The organism is Citrobacter sp. MGH104 (genome assembly GCF_001034485.1).
GTDB lineage: Bacteria > Pseudomonadota > Gammaproteobacteria > Enterobacterales > Enterobacteriaceae > Citrobacter > Citrobacter freundii.
In genome coordinates this window covers 644,654-671,034 of record NZ_KQ089818.1, presented here as the reverse complement: position 1 = coordinate 671,034, position 26,381 = coordinate 644,654, and the positions used below count along the sequence as shown (strand labels likewise).

Annotated in this window: 18 protein-coding genes; 5 read left to right on the top strand and 13 right to left on the bottom strand. The window is 53.3% G+C overall.

Features of this window, described 5'->3' with window-relative positions; all coding sequences use genetic code 11:
- Position 1 precedes the first annotated feature (1 nt).
- The 3 genes from hcp to aqpZ form a co-directional block, all read right to left on the bottom strand.
- Positions 2 to 1,654 carry a hydroxylamine reductase gene (hcp, locus tag SK34_RS03210; RefSeq protein ID WP_044701892.1) on the bottom strand — a complete coding sequence of 551 codons (1,653 nt, stop codon included), beginning with the start codon at positions 1,652 to 1,654 and terminating at the stop codon, positions 2 to 4.
- A 155-nt stretch (positions 1,655 to 1,809) separates the two neighbouring features.
- Positions 1,810 to 2,709: a LysO family transporter gene (locus SK34_RS03205; protein WP_044701893.1), complete on the bottom strand. Its 900-nt coding sequence runs from the start codon at positions 2,707 to 2,709 to the stop codon at positions 1,810 to 1,812.
- 144 nt (positions 2,710 to 2,853) lie between these two features.
- Positions 2,854 to 3,549 carry an aquaporin Z gene (gene aqpZ, locus SK34_RS03200; protein ID WP_003840208.1) on the bottom strand — a complete coding sequence of 232 codons (696 nt, stop codon included), beginning with the start codon at positions 3,547 to 3,549 and terminating at the stop codon, positions 2,854 to 2,856.
- A gap of 371 nt (positions 3,550 to 3,920) precedes the next feature.
- Here aqpZ and SK34_RS03195 point away from each other — a divergent pair, with 371 nt between their 5' ends.
- On the top strand, positions 3,921 to 5,579 hold the full coding sequence (locus SK34_RS03195) for an ATP-dependent endonuclease (protein WP_003036822.1): 1,659 nt from the start codon (positions 3,921 to 3,923) through the stop codon (positions 5,577 to 5,579).
- Here SK34_RS03195 and SK34_RS03190 read toward each other — a convergent pair.
- A complete protein-coding gene (locus SK34_RS03190) occupies positions 5,576 to 6,523 on the bottom strand; it encodes a VirK/YbjX family protein (RefSeq protein ID WP_016150622.1) in 948 nt (315 codons plus the stop codon). The two genes, SK34_RS03195 and SK34_RS03190, sit on opposite strands and share 4 nt — an antisense overlap.
- A 159-nt stretch (positions 6,524 to 6,682) precedes the next feature.
- Here SK34_RS03190 and macA point away from each other — a divergent pair, with 159 nt between their 5' ends.
- Both macA and macB read left to right on the top strand, forming a co-directional pair.
- Positions 6,683 to 7,798 carry a macrolide transporter subunit MacA gene (gene macA, locus SK34_RS03185; protein WP_016150621.1) on the top strand — a complete coding sequence of 372 codons (1,116 nt, stop codon included), beginning with the start codon at positions 6,683 to 6,685 and terminating at the stop codon, positions 7,796 to 7,798.
- The gene (gene macB, locus SK34_RS03180) at positions 7,795 to 9,741 is read left to right on the top strand and encodes a macrolide ABC transporter ATP-binding protein/permease MacB (protein WP_003840216.1); all 1,947 of its coding nucleotides are present in this window, start codon (positions 7,795 to 7,797) and stop codon (positions 9,739 to 9,741) included. The genes macA and macB overlap by 4 nt, the downstream gene beginning before the upstream one ends.
- 74 nt (positions 9,742 to 9,815) lie before the next feature.
- Here the strand turns inward: macB and cspD are convergent, their stop codons facing one another.
- The gene (gene cspD / locus SK34_RS03175) at positions 9,816 to 10,040 is read right to left on the bottom strand and encodes a cold shock-like protein CspD (RefSeq protein WP_003036813.1); all 225 of its coding nucleotides are present in this window, start codon (positions 10,038 to 10,040) and stop codon (positions 9,816 to 9,818) included.
- A gap of 323 nt (positions 10,041 to 10,363) precedes the next feature.
- On the opposite strand from cspD, the gene clpS reads away from it, so the two are divergent.
- Both clpS and clpA read left to right on the top strand, forming a co-directional pair.
- Positions 10,364 to 10,684, top strand: a complete 321-nt coding sequence (clpS, locus tag SK34_RS03170) for an ATP-dependent Clp protease adapter ClpS (RefSeq protein ID WP_003036810.1) — start codon at positions 10,364 to 10,366, stop codon at positions 10,682 to 10,684.
- A gap of 30 nt (positions 10,685 to 10,714) precedes the next feature.
- Complete coding sequence (gene clpA / locus SK34_RS03165) at positions 10,715 to 12,991, top strand: ATP-dependent Clp protease ATP-binding subunit ClpA (RefSeq protein WP_003036804.1); 2,277 nt, start codon at positions 10,715 to 10,717, stop codon at positions 12,989 to 12,991.
- 269 nt (positions 12,992 to 13,260) lie between these two features.
- Here clpA and trhP read toward each other — a convergent pair whose 3' ends face one another.
- The 8 genes from trhP to SK34_RS03125 form a co-directional block, all read right to left on the bottom strand.
- Positions 13,261 to 14,622 carry a prephenate-dependent tRNA uridine(34) hydroxylase TrhP gene (gene trhP / locus SK34_RS03160; RefSeq protein ID WP_003844346.1) on the bottom strand — a complete coding sequence of 454 codons (1,362 nt, stop codon included), beginning with the start codon at positions 14,620 to 14,622 and terminating at the stop codon, positions 13,261 to 13,263.
- A gap of 159 nt (positions 14,623 to 14,781) precedes the next feature.
- Positions 14,782 to 15,114, bottom strand: coding sequence for a YegP family protein (locus tag SK34_RS03155; protein ID WP_003841759.1), 333 nt, complete (start codon positions 15,112 to 15,114; stop codon positions 14,782 to 14,784).
- Positions 15,115 to 15,249: 135 nt separating this feature from the next.
- Positions 15,250 to 15,972, bottom strand: coding sequence for an envelope stress response regulator BaeR (baeR, locus tag SK34_RS03150; RefSeq protein ID WP_003036797.1), 723 nt, complete (start codon positions 15,970 to 15,972; stop codon positions 15,250 to 15,252).
- The gene (gene baeS, locus SK34_RS03145; RefSeq protein ID WP_003841761.1) at positions 15,969 to 17,372 is read right to left on the bottom strand and encodes an envelope stress sensor histidine kinase BaeS; all 1,404 of its coding nucleotides are present in this window, start codon (positions 17,370 to 17,372) and stop codon (positions 15,969 to 15,971) included. The genes baeR and baeS overlap by 4 nt, the downstream gene beginning before the upstream one ends.
- Positions 17,372 to 18,784 (bottom strand): MFS transporter, encoded by a 1,413-nt coding sequence (locus SK34_RS03140; protein ID WP_003036790.1) that lies wholly within the window; start codon positions 18,782 to 18,784, stop codon positions 17,372 to 17,374. The genes baeS and SK34_RS03140 overlap by 1 nt, the downstream gene beginning before the upstream one ends.
- Positions 18,781 to 21,861, bottom strand: a complete 3,081-nt coding sequence (gene mdtC / locus SK34_RS03135; protein ID WP_048232350.1) for a multidrug efflux RND transporter permease subunit MdtC — start codon at positions 21,859 to 21,861, stop codon at positions 18,781 to 18,783. Before mdtC ends, SK34_RS03140 begins: the two co-directional genes overlap by 4 nt.
- A complete protein-coding gene (locus SK34_RS03130; RefSeq protein WP_048232348.1) occupies positions 21,862 to 24,984 on the bottom strand; it encodes an MdtB/MuxB family multidrug efflux RND transporter permease subunit in 3,123 nt (1,040 codons plus the stop codon). It lies immediately after the preceding gene.
- The gene (locus tag SK34_RS03125) at positions 24,984 to 26,222 is read right to left on the bottom strand and encodes an MdtA/MuxA family multidrug efflux RND transporter periplasmic adaptor subunit (RefSeq protein WP_048232347.1); all 1,239 of its coding nucleotides are present in this window, start codon (positions 26,220 to 26,222) and stop codon (positions 24,984 to 24,986) included. Before SK34_RS03125 ends, SK34_RS03130 begins: the two co-directional genes overlap by 1 nt.
- Between the last annotated feature and the right edge of the window lie 159 nt (positions 26,223 to 26,381).

Below are 26,381 nucleotides of genomic sequence, written 5' to 3'. Positions count from 1 at the left end.
CTTACGCGCTCAGCAGTTGCTTCATGTCTTCTTCAACGGTGGTCACGGAACGCAGACCAAATTTCTCGTTGAGAACTGCCAGCAGATCCGGTGTGAAGAAACCAGGCGCAGTCGGGCCAGTTACGATGTTTTTCACGCCCAGAGACAGCAGGGTCAGCAGAATAACAATCGCTTTCTGTTCGAACCAGGAGAGTACCAGAGACAGCGGCAGATCGTTCACGCCACAGCCCAGTTTCTCAGCCAGGGTTACCGCCAGGATAATGGCAGAGTAGGCATCGTTACACTGACCGGCATCGACCAGACGCGGCAGACCTTCGATATCGCCGAATTCCAGTTTGTTGAAACGGTATTTACCGCAAGCAAGGGTCAAGATCAGGCAGTCATCCGGCACGCTGGTGGCGAAGTCGGTGAAGTAGTTACGTTCACCACGTGCGCCGTCACAACCGCCAACCAGGAAGATGTGACGCAGTTTTTCACGGCTCACCAGGTCGATCAGGGTATCAGCAGCGCCCAGCAGGGTCTGACGACCGAAACCTACGGTGATCAGGTGCGGAATTTCACTGTACGGGAAGCCAGCCATCTGCTGCGCCTGTGCGATAACCGGACCGAAATCGTCACCTTCAAGGTGGCTCACGCCCGGCCAGCCGACGATGCTACGGGTCCAGATACGGTCGTCGTAGGCGCCAACGGTTGGGTCGATGATGCAGTTAGAGGTCATCACGATTGGGCCAGGGAAGCGGGCGAATTCAACCTGCTGGTTCTGCCAGCCGCTGCCGTAGTTACCGATTAGGTGTTTGAACTTACGCAGTTCCGGATAGCCGTGTGCTGGCAGCATTTCGCCGTGGGTATAAACGTTAACACCGGTGCCTTCAGTCTGCTCAAGCAGGTTGTAGAGATCTTTCAGGTCGTGACCGGAGATCAGGATGCACTTACCTTCGGTTGCTTTTACGTTGACCTGAGTCGGGGTCGGGTGACCGTATTTAGTGGTTTCACCGGCGTCCAGAATGCTCATCACTTTGAAGTTCATCTGGCCGATTTCCATTGAACACTCCAGCAGAGCGTTCATATCGGAAGGCCAGGTACCCAGCCACGCCATGATTTTGTGGTACTGAGCATAGATATCGTTGTCGTACTGACCAAGAACGTGGGCGTGCTCCATGTAAGCTGCCGCACCTTTCAGGCCGTACAGACACAGCAGACGCAGGCCGAGGATATTATCGCCGATGGTCGCTTTGTCTTTATTCGGGGTGAATTCAGCGGCCTGACGTTGCAGGTCGCCCAGATCGTCGCTGACCAGTTGCAGATCGGCCATCGGGTTATCGACGGTGGCGTTAGCGTCTTTAGCTAGGCATTGTGCTTTCAGGGCGTCGCGCATGGCGATAGCTTCACGGGCATAGCCAACAATACGCGGGGAATCGAAGTTTACGTTAGTCAGCGTGGAGAAGAACGCACGCGGCGCAAAGTTATCAACCTCATGGTCGATGATGCCGTATTCACGTGCTTTAACAGCCCATGCAGACAGACCTTGTAGGGAAGCAATCAGCAGATCCTGCAAATCGGAGGTTTCAGCCGTTTTACCGCACATACCCTGCGCGTAAGAGCAGCCGTTTCCTGCCGGAGTACGGATGGTTTGTTCACATTGCACACAAAACATGGTCACACCTTTTAAAGTTATATTTAATATACATGTTTAAGATTATGCCTGTGCGCGTAGGGATAAAAGGGATTTCTGCTACTACTTGCAGGGAGATTGATTTAGCGCAATTTTGGCGGTAGCTGACTACCGCCAGAGAGGTATTTGCCCGAGCGTCAGGCGGAGAAAAACGCCATCAGCAGAGGCACTAACAGACTCAAAATAAAGCCGTGGACGATGGCTGCCGGGACCATTTCCAAGCCGCCGCTGCGTTGTAAAACGGGCAGGGTGAAATCCATTGATGTCGCGCCGCATAATCCCAGCGCGGTAGAGCGGCTGCGGCCCACCATTCCTGGAATCAACATAATGGCGATCAGTTCACGGGCCAGGTCGTTAAAGAAGGCGGCGCTACCAATTACGGGTCCGAACGATTCGGTCAACAGAATACCGGACAGGGAATACCAGCCAAAACCTGATGCCATCGCCAGCGCGGTTTTCAGCGGCAGACCGAGGATAAATGCATTGATAACCCCCGCCAGCATCGAACTGGCGACGACGACGACGGCTACGATCATCCCCCGACGGTTCAGTACAATTTGCTTTAAGGTCATACCGCTGTTGCGCAGTTGGATCCCCACCAGGAACAGTAAAAAGATTAACGTATATTCGCTGGCTTCGGTGGCATGCTGCAGAATGGGAAGCCCAGTGAGGCCGAGCAGGAAACCGATGACGACGACGCCGCAAAGCTGGAGCGACTCAAGCGCCATTGCAATTCGCGAGGGGAGTTTTTCTTGCTTGTGGTTGTGTCTCCAGGGCAGCGAACGCTCCAGCCAGAACAGCGCCGCAATATTACACAGTATAATGACCGTCACGCTGACCGCAGAATAATGAAGAATAGCTAACAGGTTGCTGGCGAGATTATCCAGAAACGCCAGGCTAATACCCATAAAAAAGAGAATAAGGTAGACGATCCAGCTCAACAGGCGATTGATAAGTTGTAATGCAGTCCTGTGCCGGAGCGGAATAAGGTAGCCCACAATAAGGGGAACCAGAATGATTAACAGCCCTGAAAACATGAAAACCAGATCCTTGCTGAGAAGTAAGACGAAATGCGCTAGCACACACTACTCAAAGCAAAGAGGGGAGTAAAGTTGCAAATAAAAGGAAATATAGAGAGGATAAAAAAGACCTGACTTGCGCCAGGCCTTTTTTGTTAGCGATTAATCGCGTTTTTCCAGCAGAGTGCGGTAAATAAGGCCGCCGAGTACCCCACCGATAATCGGCATAACCCAGAAGAACCACAATTGTTGCAATGCCCAGCCGCCCTGGAAAATGGCTACTGCGGTACTACGTGCCGGGTTTACGGAGGTGTTGGTGACTGGAATACTAATCAAGTGGATCAGAGTTAACGCCAGACCAATTGCGATAGGTGCAAAACCTGCCGGAGCATGTTTATCGGTCGCGCCGTGGATCACTAATAAGAAGCCTGCGGTCAGAATAATTTCAATGACGACGGCAGAAAGCATGGAATAACCGCCTGGTGAATGTTCACCAAAGCCGTTTGATGCAAAACCACTGGCCGTTGCATCAAAACCCGCTTTACCGCTGGCAATAAGATACAGTGCCGCTGCTGCAACAATACCGCCTACAACCTGAGCAATAACGTAACCAATAACATCTTTTGCCGGGAAACGACCGCCAGCCCATAAACCGAAGGTTACCGCCGGGTTAAAATGCCCACCTGAAATATGACCCACGGCGAATGCCATGGTTAATACGGTCAGGCCGAATGCCAGCGCGACACCGGCAAATCCAATTCCCAATTCCGGGAATGCGGCTGCCAGCACTGCACTACCGCACCCACCAAAAACGAGCCAAAACGTACCGAAGAATTCAGCTGCTAATTTCCTGAACATAACCACCTCAATTAAAAGTTCCGGGTTCGTATTCCTTGCCCGGTAATTCATCGCTAAAAGGGACGATGATGAAAGAGCGGGTATTTTAGAAAAAAATATCATCCCTTCGCCAGTTAAATTGATGAAAAAATTTGATTTAAGGCAATATGTTGCGATTCCTTTTTGAATCTTGGGTGAATGAAGCATAGTCCAATTAGCGAAAGGACGATGATTAAGTTCTGAAATTATATTCAGGAGAAAACATAAGAAGAATATTCTTATTTTTTTTGCTTTTGCGATTCACGCCAGATTGATATCGGGTGTCCTGAGAACCCGCTTGCCGTTATACTCCTGATAACTTGAAGGAAAAAGTTAGCATTTCCGGAGGCTATATGATTCTCGAACGCGTTGAGATTGTTGGATTTCGTGGTATTAACCGTCTGTCGTTGATGCTGGAGCAGAGCAACGTGCTGATTGGGGAGAACGCGTGGGGTAAATCCAGTCTGCTGGATGCCTTAACCCTGCTGCTGTCGCCGGAGCCAGACTTGTATCATTTTGTCCGCGAGGATTTCTGGTTCCCGCCGGGCGACATACAGGGCCGGGAACACCACCTGCACATTATCCTGACGTTTCGTGAATCCCAGCCGGGGCGTCACCGGGTACGTCGCTATCGCCCTCTGGAAGCCAGCTGGACGCCGTGCCAGGATGGCTATCACCGCATTTTTTATCGTCTGGAAGGCGAGTGTGCGGATGACGGTAGCGTTCTGACCTTGCGCAGTTTTCTTGACGGCGACGGCCATCCATTACCTCTCGATGACATTAACGATCAGGCGCGGCATCTTGTGCGCCTGATGCCGGTACTGCGTCTGCGCGACGCGCGATTTATGCGCCGGATCCGCAACGGTACCGTGCCGGATTCGGCGGACGTCGAAGTCACCGCCCGCCAACTGGATTTTCTGGCGCGTGAGCTGGCTACCCGACCGCAAAACCTGACCGACGGACAGATCCGCCAGGGGTTATCGGCCATGGTGCAGTTGTTGGAGCACTATTTTTCCGAGCAAGGGGCTGGCCAGTCCCGCTACCGTCTGATGCGCCGTCGCTCCAATAACGAACAACGGAGCTGGCGCTATCTGGACATTATTAACCGCATGATTGATAAACCCGGCGGACGTACGCACCGGGTTATTCTGTTGGGCCTGTTTTCGACCCTGTTGCAGGCCAAAGGCACGCTGAGGCTGGATAAAGACGCCCGACCTTTATTGCTGGTGGAAGATCCGGAAACGCGTTTACATCCCATCATGCTGTCGGTGGCCTGGCACTTGTTGAATTTACTGCCTCTGCAGCGAGTGGCGACAACCAATTCCGGTGAGCTGTTGTCCCTTACGCCCGTGGAACATGTTGTTCGTCTGGTTCGTGAATCATCCCGCGTCGCCGCCTGGCGGCTGGGGCCGGGTGGGATCAGTGCAGAAGATGGTCGGCGAATCGCATTTCATATTCGTTTTAATCGTGCGTCATCGTTGTTTGCCCGCTGCTGGTTGCTGGTAGAAGGCGAAACGGAAACCTGGGTTATTAACGAACTGGCCCGTCAGTGCGGACATCACTTTGATGCAGAAGGGATTAAAGTTATTGAATTCGCCCAGTCCGGCCTTAAGCCGCTGGTTAAATTCGCCCGCCGGATGGGTATCGAGTGGCATGTGCTGGTCGATGGTGATGAAGCCGGGAAAAAGTATGCGGCCACGGTACGTAGCTTATTGAATGACGACAGAGAGGAAGAGCGTGAGCATTTGACCATGCTCCCCGCGCTGGATATGGAACACTTTATGTATCGCCAGGGGTTTGCTGACGTCTTTCACCGGGTGGCGCAAATCCCGGAGAACGTGCCCATGAATATGCGCAAAATTATCTCCAAGGCGATACATCGTTCGTCAAAACCGGATTTAGCCATTGAGGTAGCGATGGAAGCCGGGCGGCGCGGCGTTGACGCAGTGCCAACGCTGCTGCGAAAAATGTTTTCCCGCGTGCTGTGGCTGGCACGCGGCAGAGCGGATTAGTGGTGAAACATCGACGACAGCTGCGAATGGATGCTGTCCAGTAGCTGATAGCGGCGGCGGTATTCTGCGCGTTTTTTGCTGGCAATATCCGCCTCGCTTTTTCGCGCCAGCGTGCGCGGAATATGATAGTACCCGTGTCTGTCGCACTCGCCGCCAACCGATTCCCAAAATGCGTTGTAGTCGGAATGAATTACCTTATTTTTATCGTGGTAGCGTTGGCTGCGAAAGATATGCTGTTCATTGCTGACTGCCATAACATTATCGATATTCAATCGCTCTGCTAACCGGCAAATGGCTTCCATTACAATACGTTTTGGGAATATCCCGTGACAGGACTTGGTCGCTTTTTGGATTGCTTCGTGAGGAAGTTGCGCATTGCCCTGCACACCGCCAATAAATAATGTACTTTTGCCATTATATTCGCAGAACGTAAACGTCATTTTAGTCAGTACGTCGCCGTCGCCATTTTGCACCTGAATAGTGCTCTCTCCCTCTTTATCCAGCACCGGGAACATCATCATGGTTACGGTAAATATATCGCCATCTTTGCCTTCAATTTGCGCCAGTTGTAAGCCGTCATTGCTTAATAAGGCGTTAAATTCTGCGGGTAAAAATGCATGGCGGATAACATTATAATGAAAACGCACCGCGTCTAAACGCATTTTACGGGTGAAGTTTGCGGCAAGGTAAGGACGATGCAAACGCACCGGCAATCGGGGTTGGTGGGATAGCAGGTTTTCAAGATCCGGCCATTGGGACAGTTCTGTCATCCATTCCTGGGTGAGGCGAGGTATCAAGAGTGAGCGCCAGATAAACTTACGACGAAAGCTCCGCTTATCCCAGCAATGTGCGGGACGTAAATGACCGCTGCTCAGGCTGTAAAAAAGACCAAAGCTGGTGACGGGTTTGGTGGAAAGAAAAGTGCTTTCAGTTAGTTGACTCATAATATAAATCCGATTGATACCCTGGTACTAATTTCAGCACAGCGGATCTTAACCATTCATCAATAACTCTGTTATTCTTGCGCTTTTCAACGGCGATTTATTTAACGTTGATGTTTAGCACTCCACTCTGGTGGACGTATTGGGGGAATTGGGACATTTATGAAGCTCAAGGGAAAAATCAAAAAACGCTATTTTCTGTTCGCCATCATCCTTATTGTGGCGGTAATTGCACTTTGGCGAACGCTTAATGCGCCTTTACCTCAGTATCAAACATTAATTGTTCGTCCGGGCGATCTGCAGCAAAGCGTGCTGGCTACAGGTAAACTGGATGCGCTGCGTAAAGTTGACGTCGGGGCGCAGGTCAGCGGGCAGTTAAAAACGCTGTCGGTCGCGATTGGCGATAAAGTCAAAAAAGATCAGTTGCTCGGCGTAATCGATCCTGAACAGGCGCAAAACCAAATCAAAGAGGTTGAAGCGACGCTAATGGAATTGCGCGCCCAGCGTTTACAGGCAGAAGCTGAGTGGAAACTGGCGCGGGTGACGCTTTCCCGTCAGCAACAGCTGGCAAAAACCCAGGCCGTTTCACAGCAGGATCTCGACACGGCGGCCACCGAAATGGCGGTCAAACAGGCGCAAATTGGCGCAATTGACGCGCAAATTAAACGTAATCAGGCTTCTCTCGATACGGCAAAAACCAACCTTGATTACACCCGCATTGTCGCGCCAATGGCAGGCGAAGTAACGCAAATTACTACCCTACAAGGGCAAACCGTTATTGCCGCTCAGCAGGCACCTAATATTCTGACGCTGGCGGATATGAGCACCATGCTGGTAAAAGCGCAGGTTTCTGAGGCTGATGTAATTCACCTGCAACCTGGGCAAAAAGCCTGGTTTACCGTACTGGGCGATCCGCAGACACGCTACGAAGGCACGCTGAAAGATGTTCTTCCGACGCCAGAGAAAGTGAATGATGCGATTTTCTACTATGCCCGCTTCGAAGTTCCCAATCCGAAAGGGATCCTGCGTCTGGATATGACCGCGCAGGTCCATATCCAGCTCACTGATGTCAAAAATGTTCTGACGATCCCGCTGTCGGCACTGGGCGATCCTATTGGTAACAACCGCTATAACGTCAGGCTACTGCGTAACGGCGAAACCCGCGAACGTGAAGTGGTTATCGGCGCTCGGAATGACACCGATGTGGAGATCGTGAAAGGGCTGGAAGAGGGTGATGAAGTCATTACCGGCGAGGGCAACGCTGGAGCTGCAAAATGACAGCATTGCTTGAACTGAGCCATATCCGCCGCAGCTATCCCTCAGGTGAAGGCCAGGTTGAGGTGTTGAAGGACGTATCCTTGAGCATTCAGGCCGGGGAAATGGTGGCGATTGTCGGGGCGTCGGGTTCGGGTAAATCGACGCTGATGAACATTCTCGGCTGTCTGGACAAACCTACCAGCGGTACGTATCGGGTTGCCGGACGGGATGTCTCCACGCTGGATAGCGATGCGCTGGCACAGCTGCGCCGTGAGCATTTCGGCTTTATCTTCCAGCGCTATCATTTGCTGTCACATTTAACCGCGGCGCAAAATGTCGAGGTGCCTGCGGTCTACGCTGGCACCGAGCGTAAGCAGCGCCTGGCGCGTGCGCAGGAATTACTCCAGCGGCTGGGTCTGGGCGACAGGGTTGATTATCAACCTTCTCAACTTTCCGGTGGTCAGCAGCAGCGGGTCAGTATCGCACGTGCACTGATGAACGGGGGACAGGTTATTCTTGCCGACGAACCCACCGGTGCACTGGATAGCCATTCCGGCGAAGAGGTGATGGCGATTTTGCATCAGCTGCGCGATCGCGGACACACGGTAATTATCGTCACGCACGACCCGCAGGTTGCCGCACAGGCCGAGCGGGTCATTGAAATTCGTGACGGCGAGATTGTGCGCAATCCGCCGCCACAGAAACCCTCTGGTGGACGCGATATCGCGGAGCCAACGGTGAAAACGGCATCCGGCTGGAGCCAGTTTGTCAGCGGATTTCGTGAAGCGCTTACCATGGCCTGGCTGGCAATGGCTGCGAATAAGATGCGAACGCTACTCACCATGCTTGGGATCATCATCGGTATTGCTTCTGTGGTGTCGATCGTGGTGGTAGGCGATGCGGCTAAACAACTGGTACTGGCAGATATTCGCGCTATTGGTACTAACACCATTGATATCTATCCTGGCAAAGATTTCGGCGACGACGATCCGCAATATCAACAGGCATTGAAGTATGACGATTTGACGGCGCTACAGAAGCAGCCCTGGGTCAGTTCGGTAACACCTGCAGTGTCGAAGAACCTGCGGTTACGCTATGGCAATATCGACGTTGCTGCCAGTGCTAACGGCGTTAGCGGCGACTATTTCAACGTCTACGGCATGACATTTAGCGAAGGGACCACCTTTAACGCCGAGCAACTGGCGGGGCGCGCTCAGGTGGTGGTGCTCGACAGTAATACCCGGCGCCAGTTGTTCCCCAATAAAGCGAAAGTTGTCGGCGAAGTCGTGCTGGTGGGAAATATGCCGGCCACGGTAATTGGCGTTGCAGAAGAGAAACAGTCGATGTTCGGCAGTAGCAAGATCCTGCGGGTCTGGCTGCCCTACAGCACCATGTCCGGACGAATTATGGGGCAGTCGTGGCTGAACTCGATCACCGTGCGAGTAAAGGATGGTTTTGACAGTGCCCAGGCCGAACAGCAACTGACCCGACTGTTGACGTTGCGACACGGTAAGAAGGATTTCTTCACCTGGAATATGGACGGTGTCTTGAAAACCGCTGAAAAGACCACACGTACATTACAACTCTTCCTGACGCTGGTGGCGGTGATTTCGCTGGTGGTTGGTGGGATTGGCGTGATGAATATTATGCTGGTTTCGGTAACCGAACGAACGCGTGAGATTGGCATTCGTATGGCGGTTGGCGCGCGCGCCAGTGATGTGCTGCAACAGTTCTTAATTGAAGCGGTGTTAGTGTGTCTGGTTGGCGGCGCGTTGGGCATTAGCCTGTCGATGCTGATCGCCTTTACACTTCAGCTATTCCTGCCGGGCTGGGAAATTGGATTCTCACCCGTCGCGCTGTTGACGGCGTTCCTGTGTTCGACTGCAACCGGGGTGTTGTTTGGCTGGCTACCGGCGCGGAATGCGGCACGTCTGGATCCAGTAGATGCTCTGGCGCGGGAATAATGCCACAGAGATAAAAATGCCAGCCGCAAAGGCTGGCATTTTGACTGCAGGATGTACACAATGAGACAGAAGAGCTATGCGACAGCTTCTGCTTCAATGACAGGCACGATGACACTGGCATGATTGCCTTTTGGCCCCTGGTGGACATCAAACTGGACAGACTGTCCGGCTTTTAGCGTTCTGTAACCATCCATCTGAATGGTGGAATAATGGGCGAAAATATCTTCGCCGCCGCCTTCGGGGCAAATGAAACCAAACCCTTTGGCGTTGTTGAACCACTTAACAGTACCCGTTTCCATACTTCGACATCCTTCGTAAATCTTATATAAGTAAGATGGAATGAACCGGTGGCGGAGTGGGGGCTGTTCAAAACCTCGCCAACTCTCGAAACTACAATTTAGAGAAATCAGGCGGGGCGTCAAGCGCCAGGCAGACAGAATAGGGTAAAAATGCATCAAAATTTGAAGCAGTTAACGCTATTGTCGGTTATGTGACAGATGTCGCGGATGGCACTAATAGATGATAGTTATCTAATACTTGAGGTAGATTGATTGTGCGCATAGGCTGCTTGTCAGCGGCAAGATTTTCTGCCGGAAACCGTAACTGAAGATGACGACTGACAATGGGTAAGACGAACGACTGGCTGGATTTCGATCTGCTGGCGGAAGACAAATTGCGCGACGCGCTAAAACCGCCATCTATGTATAAAGTGATATTAGTCAATGATGATTACACTCCGATGGAGTTTGTTATTGACGTGTTACAAAAATTCTTTTCTTATGATGTAGAACGTGCAACGCAACTGATGCTTGCAGTTCACTATCAAGGCAAAGCGATTTGCGGCGTGTTTACTGCCGAAGTGGCTGAAACCAAAGTAGCGATGGTGAACAAATATGCAAGGGAGAACGAGCATCCGTTGCTGTGTACGCTGGAAAAAGCCTGAATGCAGGCATAAACATTGGGGGAGGTGCCTATGCTCAATCAAGAACTGGAACTCAGTTTAAACATGGCTTTCGCCAGAGCGCGCGAGCACCGACATGAGTTTATGACCGTCGAGCACTTGTTACTGGCGTTGCTCAGTAACCCGTCGGCCCGCGAAGCGCTGGAAGCGTGTTCTGTGGATCTGGTGGCGCTCCGTCAGGAACTCGAAGCCTTCATTGAACAGACCACACCTGTATTGCCTGCCAGTGAGGAAGAGCGCGACACGCAGCCGACGTTGAGTTTTCAGCGTGTACTGCAACGTGCGGTCTTTCATGTTCAGTCCTCCGGACGCAATGAAGTTACCGGCGCAAATGTGCTGGTTGCTATCTTCAGCGAGCAGGAATCTCAGGCGGCTTATCTGCTGCGTAAGCATGAAGTAAGTCGTCTTGATGTGGTGAATTTTATCTCTCATGGCACGCGTAAAGATGAACCCAGCCAGTCTTCTGACTCTGGGAATCAGCCAAATAACGAAGAGCAAGCTGGCGGGGAGGACCGTATGGAGAACTTCACGACTAACCTTAACCAGCTTGCCCGAGTGGGCGGAATTGATCCGCTCATTGGCCGGGACAAAGAGCTGGAGCGCGCCATTCAGGTACTGTGCCGTCGCAGAAAAAACAACCCGCTGCTGGTGGGAGAGTCTGGTGTCGGTAAAACCGCCATTGCCGAAGGCCTCGCCTGGCGTATCGTCCAGGGTGATGTGCCTGAAATCATGGCTGATTGCACCCTTTACTCCCTGGATATCGGCTCGCTGCTGGCAGGCACTAAATATCGCGGTGATTTTGAGAAACGCTTTAAGGCGCTGCTGAAACAGCTGGAACAGGATACTAACAGCATTCTGTTTATCGATGAGATCCACACCATTATCGGTGCGGGTGCGGCATCGGGCGGCCAGGTGGATGCGGCTAACCTGATCAAGCCGCTGCTCTCCAGCGGTAAGATCCGTGTTATAGGCTCCACAACCTATCAGGAATTCAGCAATATCTTTGAAAAGGACCGTGCGTTAGCGCGCCGTTTCCAGAAAATCGATGTCACTGAACCATCGGTAGAAGAGACCGTGCAGATAATCAATGGTCTGAAGCCGAAATACGAAGCGCACCATGACGTCCGCTATACCGCCAAAGCGGTGCGTGCAGCGGTCGAACTGGCGGTGAAATACATTAACGATCGTCATCTGCCGGATAAAGCGATTGACGTGATTGATGAGGCGGGCGCGCGTGCGCGTCTGATGCCGGTCAGTAAGCGCAAGAAAACCGTCAACGTGGCGGATATTGAGTCCGTGGTGGCCCGCATTGCGAGGATCCCGGAGAAGAGCGTATCGCAGAGCGATCGCGACACGCTGAAAAACTTGGGCAACCGTCTGAAAATGCTGGTATTCGGACAGGATAAAGCCATTGAGGCGCTGACTGAAGCGATCAAAATGAGCCGTGCCGGGCTGGGACACGAGCATAAGCCGGTCGGTTCGTTCCTGTTTGCCGGACCAACTGGCGTCGGTAAGACCGAAGTCACGGTGCAGCTCTCCAAAGCCCTCGGCATTGAACTGCTGCGTTTTGATATGTCCGAGTATATGGAACGCCACACGGTCAGCCGTCTGATTGGTGCGCCTCCAGGATATGTCGGTTTTGACCAGGGCGGTTTGCTGACTGATGCTGTTATTAAGCATCCGCATGCGGTACTGCTGCTGGATGAAATCGAAAAAGCGCACCCGGATGTCTTTAACCTGTTGCTGCAGGTGATGGATAACGGCACGCTGACCGACAATAACGGGCGTAAAGCGGATTTCCGCAACGTGGTGCTGGTCATGACCACCAACGCTGGTGTACGTGAAACTGAGCGTAAATCGATTGGGTTGATTCATCAGGACAACAGTACTGATGCGATGGGCGAAATCAAAAAAGTGTTTACGCCGGAATTCCGTAACCGTCTCGACAACATTATCTGGTTCGATCATCTCTCTACCGAGGTGATTCATCAGGTTGTTGATAAGTTTATCGTCGAGCTTCAGGTTCAGCTGGATCAGAAAGGTGTCTCTCTTGAAGTGAGTCAGGAAGCACGTGACTGGCTGGCAGAGAAAGGCTATGACCGCGCAATGGGCGCACGTCCAATGACGCGTGTTGTCCAGGATAACCTGAAAAAACCATTGGCTAACGAACTGCTGTTCGGTTCGCTTGTAGATGGCGGTCAGGTGACTGTTGCGCTGGATAAAGAGAAAAATGAGCTGACCTATGGTTTCCAGAGTGCACAAAAGCACAAGCCAGAAGCGGCACATTAATCTTTAATCACCTAATGAGCCGGGCGTAATGCCCGGTTTTTTTTCGCCTGAAAGTAAAGATTTGAATTGGGGAGATTCGGAGAGTTTAAACGGCAGGCAAAAAATAAGCCTGCGTAAGGGAGATTACGCAGGCTAAGGAGGTGGTTCCTGGTACAGCTAGCATTTATGGGTTATGTTTTTCAGCGGAGTGGATAATACCCTTAATGAACGAAACGGTATGTGATCGATTTCTAAGAATCTTCCGAACGCTGAAAAATAACCGTAATTAACTACTTAGCATGCGGGTTACGTGTGGACTCGCTGGCAAAATTACGCATCAACAATGCATAATTCAGATCGATATCCTCTGGTACAGGCATCCACACGGTGTAACCATCGCCCGGCGCAACTGGCATGGCTTCGCCTTTCGCGTTTTCCATCTGCTCGAGAGTAAAGTTGATGTTGCCCTGTGGGGTCATCAGCTCCAGGCTGTCGCCGACGGTGAATTTGTTTTTTACCAGCACGGCCGCCAGTTCACCTTTACGTTCGCCGGTGAATTCGCCGACAAACTGCTGACGCTCGGAAACAGAGAAGCCGTATTCGTAGTTCTGATAGTCGTCATGTGTATGGCGGCGCAGGAACCCTTCGGTGTAACCACGATGCGCCAGGCCTTCCAGCGTTTCCAGCAGTTGTGGGTCGAACGGTTTACCGGCTGCAGCATCATCAATGGCTTTACGATAGACCTGCGCGGTACGTGCACAGTAATAGTACGACTTGGTGCGGCCTTCGATCTTCAGGGAATGCACGCCCATCTGCGTCAGGCGCTCAACGTGGGCAATGGCACGTAAATCCTTCGAGTTCATGATGTAAGTGCCGTGTTCGTCTTCGAATGCGGTCATGTACTCACCCGGGCGCTGGGCTTCCTCAATCATAAAGACTTTGTCTGTTGGTGCGCCAATACCCAGCGTGGGTTCGACGTTTTGTACCGGGATAGGCTCGTACTTATGCACGATATTGCCCACTACATCTTCTTTCCCCTCCTGCACGTTGTATTCCCAGCGGCAGGCATTGGTACAGGTACCCTGGTTTGGGTCACGCTTGTTGATGTAGCCAGAGAGCAGGCAACGGCCGGAGTAGGCCATGCACAGCGCGCCGTGAACGAAGATCTCAAGCTCCATATCCGGCACCTGGGTGCGGATCTCTTCAATCTCTTCCAGCGACAGCTCACGGGAGAGGATCACGCGGGTCAGCCCCATCTGCTTCCAGAACTTCACCGTCGCCCAGTTTACGGCGTTAGCCTGTACCGAAAGGTGAATGTCCATGTCAGGGAAGTTTTCGCGCACCAGCATAATCAGACCAGGGTCTGACATGATCAGTGCATCCGGCCCCATTTCCACCACCGGTTTCAGATCACGAATGAAGGTCTTCAGCTTGGCATTATGTGGGGCAATGTTAACCACCACATAGAATTTTTTACCCAGTTCATGGGCTTCATTAATACCGAGCTGCAGGTTTTCGTGGTTGAATTCGTTGTTGCGTACGCGCAGTGAGTAACGCGGTTGGCCCGCATACACAGCGTCTGCGCCATAGGCGAAAGCGTAACGCATGTTTTTCAGCGTTCCCGCCGGGGAAAGGAGTTCCGGTTTAAACATAATTTTCTCATTCTGATGACAGGTCAGACTCGCCCCACTCAATGAGGCGGTTAGGGGAGTGCCCCCATATTAAGGGCGGGCATTGTAGCGCTGCAGGGAAGGCAGGTAAAGAAAAACGCCGGGCGACAGCGTTGCGTTACCCGGCTGAGCGAGTAATTATCAGGTCTTATCTTTTATCGTCTGACTGACACCATTGGTCTTAACCGAAGTAATACCGGTCTCGCGTGACTGTTCATTCGCATACAGTTGACTGCTACCAATAATCTGGTGGTTTGCAGCTTTCAGGTTGAAATGTAATTTTCCATTAGCCGCTGTTTTTTTCTCATAACGCTCATCCAGAGGGCTGTTAGCCTGGACAGATGCGATCCCTTTTTCCGCAGCGCCTTTGGTAGTGTAAAGCTCGCTGGTAAGGATTATTTCCCCGTTCCCAGCTTTAAGAACAAAGCGGTACTGATCATCGCTACTTTTACTTAATTCAAACCAACCAGCCATATGAACTCCTTGATTAAAAGTTTTAGATCAAACAGTTATTGACGACAGTGTTGTCAGAAAGAGTATGAGCGATATTTGGAGAGTTGCTAGTCACCAGGGCCCCATGGAGCAGCGGGCCCTGAAGGGCAGGAGTGTTTAAGCAATTCGGCAGGCGTCGGCTTCCCAGCGATACCCCACGCCATAGACCGCGCGGATAAACGACTGCTCAGCATCCAGCGACTCCAGCTTGCGTCGCAGGTTCTTAATGTGGCTGTCGATGGTGCGGTCGGTAACGACGCGATAATCGTCATAGAGATGGTTAAGTAATTGTTCTCGGGAGAATACTTTTCCCGGCTCATGTGACAACGTTTTAAGTAAGCGGAATTCGGCGGGCGTTAAATCGAGCATCTTCCCACGCCAGGAGGCCTGAAAACGGCCTTCATCAACGATAAGCGGGCTTTCTGCATCCATTTGTTGTAGTTCGCGCTGCGGTTTGCATCGGCGCAGGATCGTTTTAACACGCGCGACGACTTCGCGCGGGCTGTACGGTTTACAAATATAATCATCTGCACCGATCTCCAGCCCCAGCAGGCGATCAATCTCTTCGATTTTAGCGGTTACCATCATGATGGGGACTTCTGAGAAGCGGCGGATTTCCCGACACAGGGTCAGACCATCGGTACCGGGCAGCATCAGATCCAACAAGATCAGATCGGGCGGTGTTTGGCGCACGTAAGGCAGAACCAGGTCGCCGTGGCTGATGAGCGTAGGAGCGTAGCTCGCTGCCCGCAGGTAGTCGATGAGCAGTTGCCCCAGCTTGGGTTCGTCTTCCACGATCAGAATACGCGGCGTGTTTTCATCAATGGGTAACTCAGTCATACATCTCTCTGTAAATCGCGTTCCAGCGGTAACTCTACTGTAATGCTAACCCCACCAAAAGGCGAATGGGCGGCGCGGATCAGACCATTATGCGCTTGTACGATATTGACGCAAATCGCCAGCCCCAGTCCGGAACCTCCGCTGGCGCGGTTACGCGAGCCTTCGGTGCGATAAAATCGTTCAAACAGCTTCTGTAACTGCTCGTCACTTACGCCGGGAGCGGAATCTGCGAAGGTTAATAACACCATACGTTCGCGTTGTTCGGCGCTGATGTGCAGCCCGCCACCGCTGTCGGTATAACGCAGACTGTTTTCCAGCAGATTGTTGAACAACTGCATCAGACGATCCCTGTCGCCAAATACCGTCATGCTGTCCGGGAGCGAGAGCTGAAGCGTTAGTCCACGACTGGCAAAGCGTTCACGAAATGCGCCGCTTGCCACCTCAAGCAGCGGGATAAGATCCAGCGATGATTTCTGATAGGCCAGCGCGCCTTCATCTGACATGGAGAGCTGATGAAGGTCGTCAACCAGTTTGGTGAGCGTACCCACTTCAGCCTGCAAAGAGGCAACGGAGTCGGGCGTGAACTGGCGGACACCATCCTGAATGGCCTCCAGTTCACCGCGCAACACCGCCAACGGCGTGCGCAGTTCGTGAGAAATGTCGGCCATAAAGTCACGACGCATCTGCTGGTTTTTTTCCAACGTACTGGCGAGCTGGTTGAAGTCCTGCGCCAGCTTGCCTAGCTCATCCGTACTGGTTGGCGTAACGCGAGTGGTGAAATCGCCCGCCGCCAGTTTGTGCGTGCCTTCCACCAACCGTTTAACCGGGGCCAGCAGGCTGCGCGCCAGCGTAAACGTTGCCAGCGCAGCCAGGATCGTGGAGAGTGCGACGATAAGCCAGCTGGAACGTCTTTGCTGCATGTCGAAATTGATATCGGTATTACGCGTTAAACGCTCCACCGGAGAGGCAATCACAGCACCCACTTCGCTACCGTTGACGCGGATGGGATGGCGCATACCGTCGCGGGGGACAGGAGCCCGCGGACCGACCAGTACGTGGGCATTTTGATCGACAACCCAAAACTGTGTACGCCAGCCGTGTGGCGGCATGCCTGGACCCGGTTTATCATCGTCATTGTCGTGTTCAAAAGAGCGCAGGATCTGGAAAACGAAACGATCGTTATTGCGTAAGAATCGCCAGTTGCCGTGCTGCGCGTACTGCTCGCTTAACGCGTCGCTGAGCATTTGCAGCCGCTGTTCGTTACCGTGCTTAATATAGTCGATAAAACCGCGTTCGAAGCTTATGCGTACGGCCCAGTGCATGCTGATCAGCAACACAATGCAGGTGGCGAAAATCGCCAGAAACAGTTTGCCGGTGATACCGGGCCGCCAGAACTTCATCAGGTGCTCCTTTTGCGTCGTGAAATCACCGCATTGGTTTGCGTGTCGTTCGGCACGCGGGCAAAAATAATGGCGGGCAGCGCAATAATGAATGCAATGCACAACCAGGTATACATAAAGACGCTATGCGTACTACCGCTGTCGATGGCGATATGCTGCTGGCCAAACATGCCTAACAGCAGGCCCGCGATGGTCACCCCGATACTCATCGACAGCTGCATGATCATCGACAGCAAGCTGTTGCCGCTGCTGGCGAGATCGTCAGGCAGATCTTTTAACGTCAGGGTATTCATGGATGAAAAGCGCGTTGAGTTGACCATTCCCTGTAAAAACAGCACGAAGGGCAGGGCGTAATACCAGCCCAGCAGTGCCGTGGTCATTAGCAACAGACTGACCAGCGACAGGCCAAGCGTGGTGGTAATCAGTACGCGACGGTAACCAAAGCGGTTAACGACCTGCACCACAATGCGCTTCATGCCCATACTGCCCAGCACCATCGGGATCATCATCAGTCCGGCATGAAACGGTGAAAAACCGAGGCCAATCTGTAAAAACACCGGCGTCATAAACGGCAGCATACCGCTGCCGATGCGTCCGGCAAAACTGCCGAACAGACCTAGCGAGAAGGTCGATGTGCGAAACAGATTCAGGCTAAACAACGCACGGGGATTTCGATGGGCGTGTTTCAGATACAGCGCAATAGCCAACACCCCGCAGATAACCAACGCCGCCAGCGTGATACTGGAAAGACCGGTTCCTTTGCTGCCATCGAGCGCCAGCGTCAGAACCGCCATACCGACCGCCAGCATCGCGAATCCGGAGAGGTCGAAGCGTCGGGTTTGCATGGTGTAGTTGGGCATCAGCATTAACGTCGCTATCGCGCCGACAATGCCTACCGGAATGTTAATCAAAAATATCCAGTGCCAGGAGGCGTATTCAACCAGAATTCCGCCTAACGCTGGGCCCAGCAGCGGGCCGATTTGACCGGGTAAAGTGACAAACGTCATCGCCGCCATATATTGCTCACGCGGGACGATTTTCATCACCGTCAGCCTGCCGACTGGCACCATCATCGCACCGCCAACGCCTTGTAAGACGCGCGCCATCACCAGCTCGTTGAGCGTGCTGGACCCGGCGCAAAACAGCGAACCAAGCGTAAACAGGATGATGGCGGTGAAGAAGATATTACGCACGCCAACTTTGTCCGCCAGCCATCCGCTGGCGGGCAGCATCACGGCAACGGTTAAAACATATGACACTATGACCATATGCATGTGTAACGGGCTTTCCCCGAGGCTTGCCGCCATCGAGGGAAGCGCGGTATTAACGATGGTGGTATCCAGCGACTGCATAAAAAAACCAAATGCCACAATCCAAAGTTGCCAGCGGGTGCTGTCGGGAAGTTCTGTCATAACTCTGCTACCGGTTTGCTGTTTTTACGCGAAAAACGCAGACGCAGACGGTCGAAAAAGAGATAGACCACAGGCGTGGTGTACAGCGTCAGGAGCTGGCTCACGACCAGTCCACCGACAATGGTTATCCCCAACGGCTGGCGCAGCTCGGAGCCATCCCCTGCGGATAACACCAACGGCAGTGCGCCAAACAACGCCGCCAGCGTGGTCATCATTATTGGGCGAAAGCGCAACAGGCAGGCCTGGAAAATAGCTTCTTCCGGCTGCAGCTTACCGTTTCTCTGCGCTTCCAGCGCAAAATCGACCATCATGATGGCGTTTTTCTTCACAATTCCAATTAATAGCATGATCCCTATCAGGGCGATTAGGCTGAACGGGGCATTGAACAGCTCCAGCGCCAGCAAAGCCCCGACCCCTGCCGAAGGTAGCGTGGAGAGAATGGTCAGCGGATGTACATAGCTTTCATACAGCATACCCAGCACAATGTAGACTGTGGCGATGGCGGCGATTATTAGGATCACCTGCGAGTTCATCGTGTCCTGAAATACCTGGGCGGTACCGGCAAAGCTGCCACGAACCGTGGAGGGGACGCCGAGCTGGGTCATGGTTCTGTTGATGGCCTCTGTCGCTTCTGACAGTGAAGAACCTGTCGGCAGGTTAAAAGAAACGGTTGAGGCGGCGGACAAGCCCTGATGGTTCACAGACAGTGGGGCATTCGCTGGCTGCCATTTGGCAAAGTACGATAACGGGATCGCTTTACCGTCATTGTTGATGACGAACATTTTGTCCAGTGCGCTGATGTCCTGGGTGTAACGTCGATCGACCTCCATCACCACTTTGTACTGGTTCATCGGCTGATAGATGGTTGAAATTTGTCGCTGACCAAAGGCGTTATTCAGCAGGCTGTTGGCGGCTGCCACGTCGATCCCAAGACGAGACATGGTGTCGCGATCGTAAATCAGATTCATCTCCGCGCCATTGTCCTGCTGATCGGAGTTGACGTCCGCCAGTTGGGGCAGGGCGGCAAGCGCCTTACGGATCTTCGGTTCCCACTCACGCAGCGCCGCCAGATCGTCGGACAGCAATGTGTATTGATAGCTGGCGTTGGCCTGCCGTCCGCCAACGCGGATGTCCTGCACCGCCATCAGAAACAGATTCGCACCTGGTTCTTTTGAAAGCGCAACGCGTAGGCGGTCGATCACCTGCTGAGCGGTTTCACGGCGCTCATCGCGTGGCTTGAGGGTAATAAACATCATCCCGCTGTTAACCCGTGACCCACCGGTAAAGCCGGTGACATTGTTCACCGCGGGATCGTCGCGGATGATCTTCATAAAATCCTGCAGTTTACCGCGCATCGCCTGGAAAGAGATGCTCTGGTCAGCCTGGATCCCTCCCATCAATACGCCCGTATCCTGCTCCGGGAAGAAGGTTTTGGGGATGGAAATATAAAGCCAGATATTCAGCGCAATGGTGCCGAGTAATACCACGCCCACCAGTCGCGTGTGGCGCAGTACCCATTTAAGTGAAGTGCCGTAGCTTTGCTGCAGCGCTACCAGCATGCGACCAAATCCCCGTTTACGCGACTGTTCACGCGGGGCGCTGGATTTAAGCATCCAGCCGCACATCATTGGCGTTAATGTCAGCGACACCAGCAGCGAGATACCGATGGCAACCGACAGCGTGACGGCAAATTCGCGCAGCAGGCGTCCAGGCAATCCGCCCATTAACAGCAGCGGCAGGAATACCGCCACCAGCGACAGGCTCATGGAAAGCACGGTGAATCCCACTTCGCGCGTACCCTGTAACGCCGCCTGGAGTGGCTTCATTCCCGCTTCCAGGTGGCGGGCAATATTTTCCAGCACCACGATGGCGTCATCTACGACAAATCCCGTGGCAATGGTTAACGCCATCAACGACAGGTTGTTCAGGCTGAATCCGCACAGATACATGGCGGCAAAGGTACCGATCAGCGAGACCGGAACCGCTACCGCGGGGATCAGAGTCGCACGCCCGGATCGCAGGAAAACAAAGACCACCAGGATAACCAGCGCCACGGAGATAATCAGCGTCTGTTCGACTTCCTCTAGTGAAGCGCGAATGGTCGGTGAACGGTCCTGGGCGATTTGCAGATCGATGGCGGCCGGGACCAGCGTTTGTAACTCCGGTAATTTGGCGCGAATGCTATCTACCGTCTGAATAATATTGGCTTCCGGTAGCTTGCGGATCATCAGCAGAATGGCCGGTTTGGCGTTGGTCATCCCCGCGTTACGAACGTCCTGTACAGAGTCGGTTATAGACGCAACATCACCCAGTCGTACCGCTGCGCCGTTGTTATAGTGGATGATAATAGGTTGATATTCGGCGGCGGTTTTCAGCTCATCGTTATTTTGTACCTGCCAGCGATGGGTATCATTCTCGATAGCACCCTGCGGCTTACGCACGTTGGCATTGTCGATCGCGCTACGCACGTCGTCCAGCGACACGCCCTGGTTAAACAGCGCCTGCGGGTTGAGTCCTACCCGCACGGCAGGCAGAGAACTGCCTCCAACGTCCACGTCGCCCACACCGTCGATTTGCGCGATGGTCTGCGCCAGTTGTGTTGATGCGAAATCGTACAGTTCACCCTGCGAGTAAGTGTCCGACGTCAGCGTCAGGATCATGATTGGCGCATCGGAAGGGTTAGCTTTGCGATACGTTGGTCGGCTCGGCATCCCGCTGGGCAGCAGGCTTTGCGCGGCGTTAATCGCGGCCTGAACGTCCCGCGCCGCGCCATTGATGTCACGGTCGAATTTGAATTCGAGAATAATACGCGTACTGCCAAGCGAACTACTCGAAGTCATTTCGTTTACGCCCGCGATGCGGCCCAGCGAGCGCTCCAGCGGAGTTGCGACCGAAGACGCCATCGTTTCAGGGGAGGCACCGGGTAATGATGCGCTGACCATAATCACCGGAAAATCCACCTGCGGCAGCGGAGCGACCGGCAGCAGACGAAAGCCCAGAATACCGCACAGGGTGATAGCCACCGAAATGAGAATGGTCGCCACCGGCCGATGAATGAAAAGCGCGAAAAATTTCATTTACGCTTCCTCTTCCTGACGCGGGAAACGGCTTTTCACATACAGCGACAGACGGTCAAACAGCAGATAAATTACCGGAGTGGTAAACAGGGTTAATACCTGACTCACAAGCAGTCCACCGACCATGCCAATGCCTAACGGACGGCGTAACTCTGCGCCCACACCGGTACTTAACATCAGCGGCAACGCGCCGAGCAGTGCCGCCAGCGTAGTCATCAGAATTGGGCGGAAACGCAGCAGACAGGCCTGGAAAATAGCATCGCGCGGTGCCATGCCTTGTTCGCGCTCCGCGGCAAGGGCAAAGTCGATCATCATGATGGCGTTTTTCTTGACGATACCGATGAGCAAAATAATGCCAATAATCGCGATGACGTCCAGTTCGCTGCCGGCTATCATTAACGCCAGCAGTGCCCCGACGCCCGCCGTCGGCAGCGTGGAGAGAATAGTAATTGGGTGAATAAAGCTCTCATACAGCACGCCGAGGACGATATACATCGCCACAACCGCAGCCACAATCAACCAGATGGTATTTCCCAGCGCGGCCTGGAAGGCGAGCGTGCTACCCTGGAACTGGGTCGTAATATTTGCGGGCAGGTTAAGAGTTTTTTCGGCATCCAGAATCGCCTGTACCGCATCACCCAGCGAATGTTCGTCTGGCACGTTGAACGAGATGGTGGTGACCGGGAACTGATCGAGGTGGTTAATCGACAGCGGGGCAAAACGCTGTTCAATACTGGCGATCGCGCTGAGCGGTACTATGCCACCGTCGCTACTGGTCAGACGTATTGTATCCAGTGCCGCAAGCCCCGGCGCATTGTTGGTGTTATGTTCTAACACCACGCGATATTGATTTGCCTGGGTGTAAATAGTCGAAATCAAACGCTGGCCGAAGGCGTTGTACAGGGCGTTGTCGACATCTGACATGCTGATGCCCAAACGGCTTGCGCTGTCGCGATTGACGTTCACATACGCTACCAGCCCTTTGTCCTGCCAGTCGCTGCTGACGTCGGACAGTTGCGGTAGCTGATTTAGTTTTTCTATCAGCTGTGGAACCCAGGTGCTGAGGGCATCAAGGGATGTCGCTTGCAGCGTGAACTGATATTGCGTCCGGCTCACCTGAGTATCAATCGTCAGATCCTGAGTAGGCTGAAGATAAAGGTCAACTCCGGGAACCCTGTCAACCGCGTCCTGTAAGCGCGCAATCACTTTCTGCACCCGATCGTCACGTTCATCCAGCGGTTTAAGGTTGATTTGCAAACGTGCGCTGTTCAATGCCGGATTAGTACCATCCACGCCGACAAAAGCGGTCAGGCTCTCTACCGCCGGATCTTTAAGGATGACATCTGAAACCTGACGCTGGCGCTCGGCCATGCTGGCGAATGAGCTGGACTGCGGTGCCTGTAGCGTACCCTGGATAATGCCGTTGTCCTGGATTGGGAAGAAACCTTTGGGGATAAAAACCCATAGCATGACGCTCAATGCCAACGTGCCGAGCGCTACGCTCAGCGTCAGCCACGGGTGGTTAAGTACTTTTGCCAGCCAATGACCGTACCCGGCGATGACGCGATCAAACACTCGCTCTGAGGCGCGGGAGAAGCGATTCTGCTTACGCAATGAGGCCTGATTCAGCATACGCGCGCACATCATCGGCGTAAGAGTGAGCGAGACAACGGCGGAAATCAGAATCGCCACCGCCAGCGTAACGGCGAATTCACGGAACAAGCGCCCGACGATATCGCCCATGAATAGCAGTGGGATCAATACCGCAATCAATGAAAACGTCAGAGAGATGATGGTAAAACCAATCTCGCCTGCGCCCTTCAGGGCAGCAGTCAGCGGTTTTTCGCCTTTTTCGATATAGCGTGAAATATTCTCGATAACCACGATAGCGTCATCCACAACAAAGCCTGTCGCGATGGTTAGCGCCATTAAGGTCAGGTTGTTGATGGAGAAATCAAGAAATACCATCACCGCGAAGGTGCCGATTAACGACAACGGTACGGCGACTGCAGGAATAATCGTCGCCGGAACATTGCGCAGAAACAGGTAGATAATCATCACCACCAGCGCTATCGCCAGCATCAACTCGAACTGGGTGTCTGCAACAGAGGCACGAATATTGGTGGTGCGATCGGAAAGTACGCTGACCTTAACCGATTTGGGCAGGCTTTCGGTGAGCTGTGGCAGCATCTGGCGGATACTGTCTGCCGTGGCGATGATGTTCGCCCCAGGCTGGCGCTGCACATTCATCACTATAGCTTGTTGCTTATTTGCCCATGCACCCAGCCAGCTGTTTTCTGCTCCTTGTTCGACGGTAGCAACATCGCCCAGACGAACCGGCGCACCGTTTTTATAGGCAATAATGAGCTGACGATATTCATCTGCGGACTGCATCTGGTCGTTAGCTGAAAGGGTAACGGCGCGCGTTGGGCCATCAAGACTCCCTTTTGCTGAATTGACGTTGGCACCGGTAATGGCCGTACGGATGGTTTCGCTGGTCAGACCGAGTGCGGCAATGGCCTGAGCGTTAAGTTTCACGCGGACCGCCGGACGTTGCCCACCGGAAAGTGTTACCAGACCCACGCCGGATACCTGAGAGATTTTCTGCGCGACGCGGGTTTCGACCATATCTTCCACCTGCGTCATCGGCATGGCGCTGGAAGTGACCGCCAGCGTCATGATCGGCGGATCTGCCGGATTTACCTTGCTGTAGACCGGAGGGTTAGGTAGATCGCTGGGTAATAAATTGGTGGCGGCGTTAATCGCGGCCTGAACTTCCTGCTCGGCAACATCCAGCGGGAGCGTCAGTTGAAACTGTAACGTAACGACCGATGCGCCACCGGAGCTTTGTGATGACATCTGTTTTAAGCCAGACATCTGGCCAAACTGACGTTCAAGCGGCGCGGTTACCGCCGAGGTCATAACGTCCGGGCTGGCGCCAGGGTAGAGCGTCACGACCTGAATCGTGGGGTAATCCACTTCAGGTAAGGCGGCGATTGGCAGAAAGCGATAACCGATAATACCGGCAAGCAAAATCGCGACCATCAGCAGCGTAGTGGCGACGGGGCGCAGAATGAACAGGCGCGATGGTCCGCCTGTGTTGTCCGGAGGTAACACCTGCATCAGGAGTTGGCTCCTTTTTTGCCGTATCCGCGTGGCGCTGTTTTCTCATCGGAAACAGAGGCGTCGTGCGCCTCAACGACTTCGACTTTTGCGCCTTCCGTCAGACGGTCAATACCGTCAGTCACGACCCGATCGCCTGCGGACAACCCAGCGGCGATCACCACTTTTTGGCTGTCCTGAATACCCGGTTTAACCAGATGCTTACTCACTTTGTTGTCGCTATTCAGTACCCAGACAAAGTGCCCTTCGTTGCCCATCTGCAGGGCTGCTGTTGGGATCACAACGGCATTTTGCTGTGTGTCGACCAGCATGCGGGCGTTGACGAACTGGTTAGGGAATAACGCATCATCCTGATTGTTAAAACGGGCTTTAACTTTGATGGTTCCTGTAGTGGCATCAATCTGATTGTCGAGACTGAGCAGGACGCCTTCACTCAGTTTTTGTGAATTGGTTCGGTCCCAGGCTTCGACCTTCAGCTGGCTCCCCGATTTTTGTGCCTGCAACACGGTAGCAATGTCGTTTTCAGGCAAAGTAAATATCAGGTCGATGGGATGAGTTTGCGTAATGACGACGATCCCGGTGGTATCGCCGCTGGAAATTTGGTTACCGACATCGACCTGCTTCAGGCCGACACGACCATCGACAGGTGCGGTTATCCGACTCCAGTCGAGCTGCAACTGAGCGCTGGCGACACTGGCTTCATCCGCTTTGATTGTGCCTAACGTCTCATTGACCAGCGCCTGCTGGGCATCCAGCTCCTGGCGGGAGACCAGATTGGTTTTAACCAACTGTTGATAGCGGGCAAGATCGCGACGGGCATTCGCCAGCGTGGCTTTATCTTTTGCCAGTTGTCCCTGCGCCTGAGCCAGAGCGACTTTGAACTGGCTGGGATCTATCTCTGCCAGCAGGTCGCCGGCTTTTACCTGTTGTCCTTCCTCAAAGTGTAAGGCAATGAGCTGACCGTCCACCCGGCTACGTACCGTGGCGGTATTGGCGGCAGTAATGGTACCCAGCCCTGTCAGATAACGTGGAACGGCTTCCTCGGTGGCGGTGGCAGCCTGCACGGGAGCCAACGGTCCGGAGCGCATTCCACGGCGTGCCGACCCAGGCGTGTGCTGCGCTGGTTTGGTAGCGCCCGGTGCGGTTTCCTGGGAAGCGCTGCGGCTTTGCCAGAACCAGATGGCGGCCACGACGATCACGATTGCTATCACCCAGCGGGATTTATTACTGCCTTTCATTGTTATGAGTTTCTCATCCTGAAACGATTCGCGGAATGATACTAGTTTAGCCAGCGAACAAGGGAGAAAAATGGAGGAATTATGAAACACTGTCGGGATTCGTCTGAATGCTGACGCGGCTTTGCGAGGCGTTACGCAACAATTTGCGGCGAAAATAGC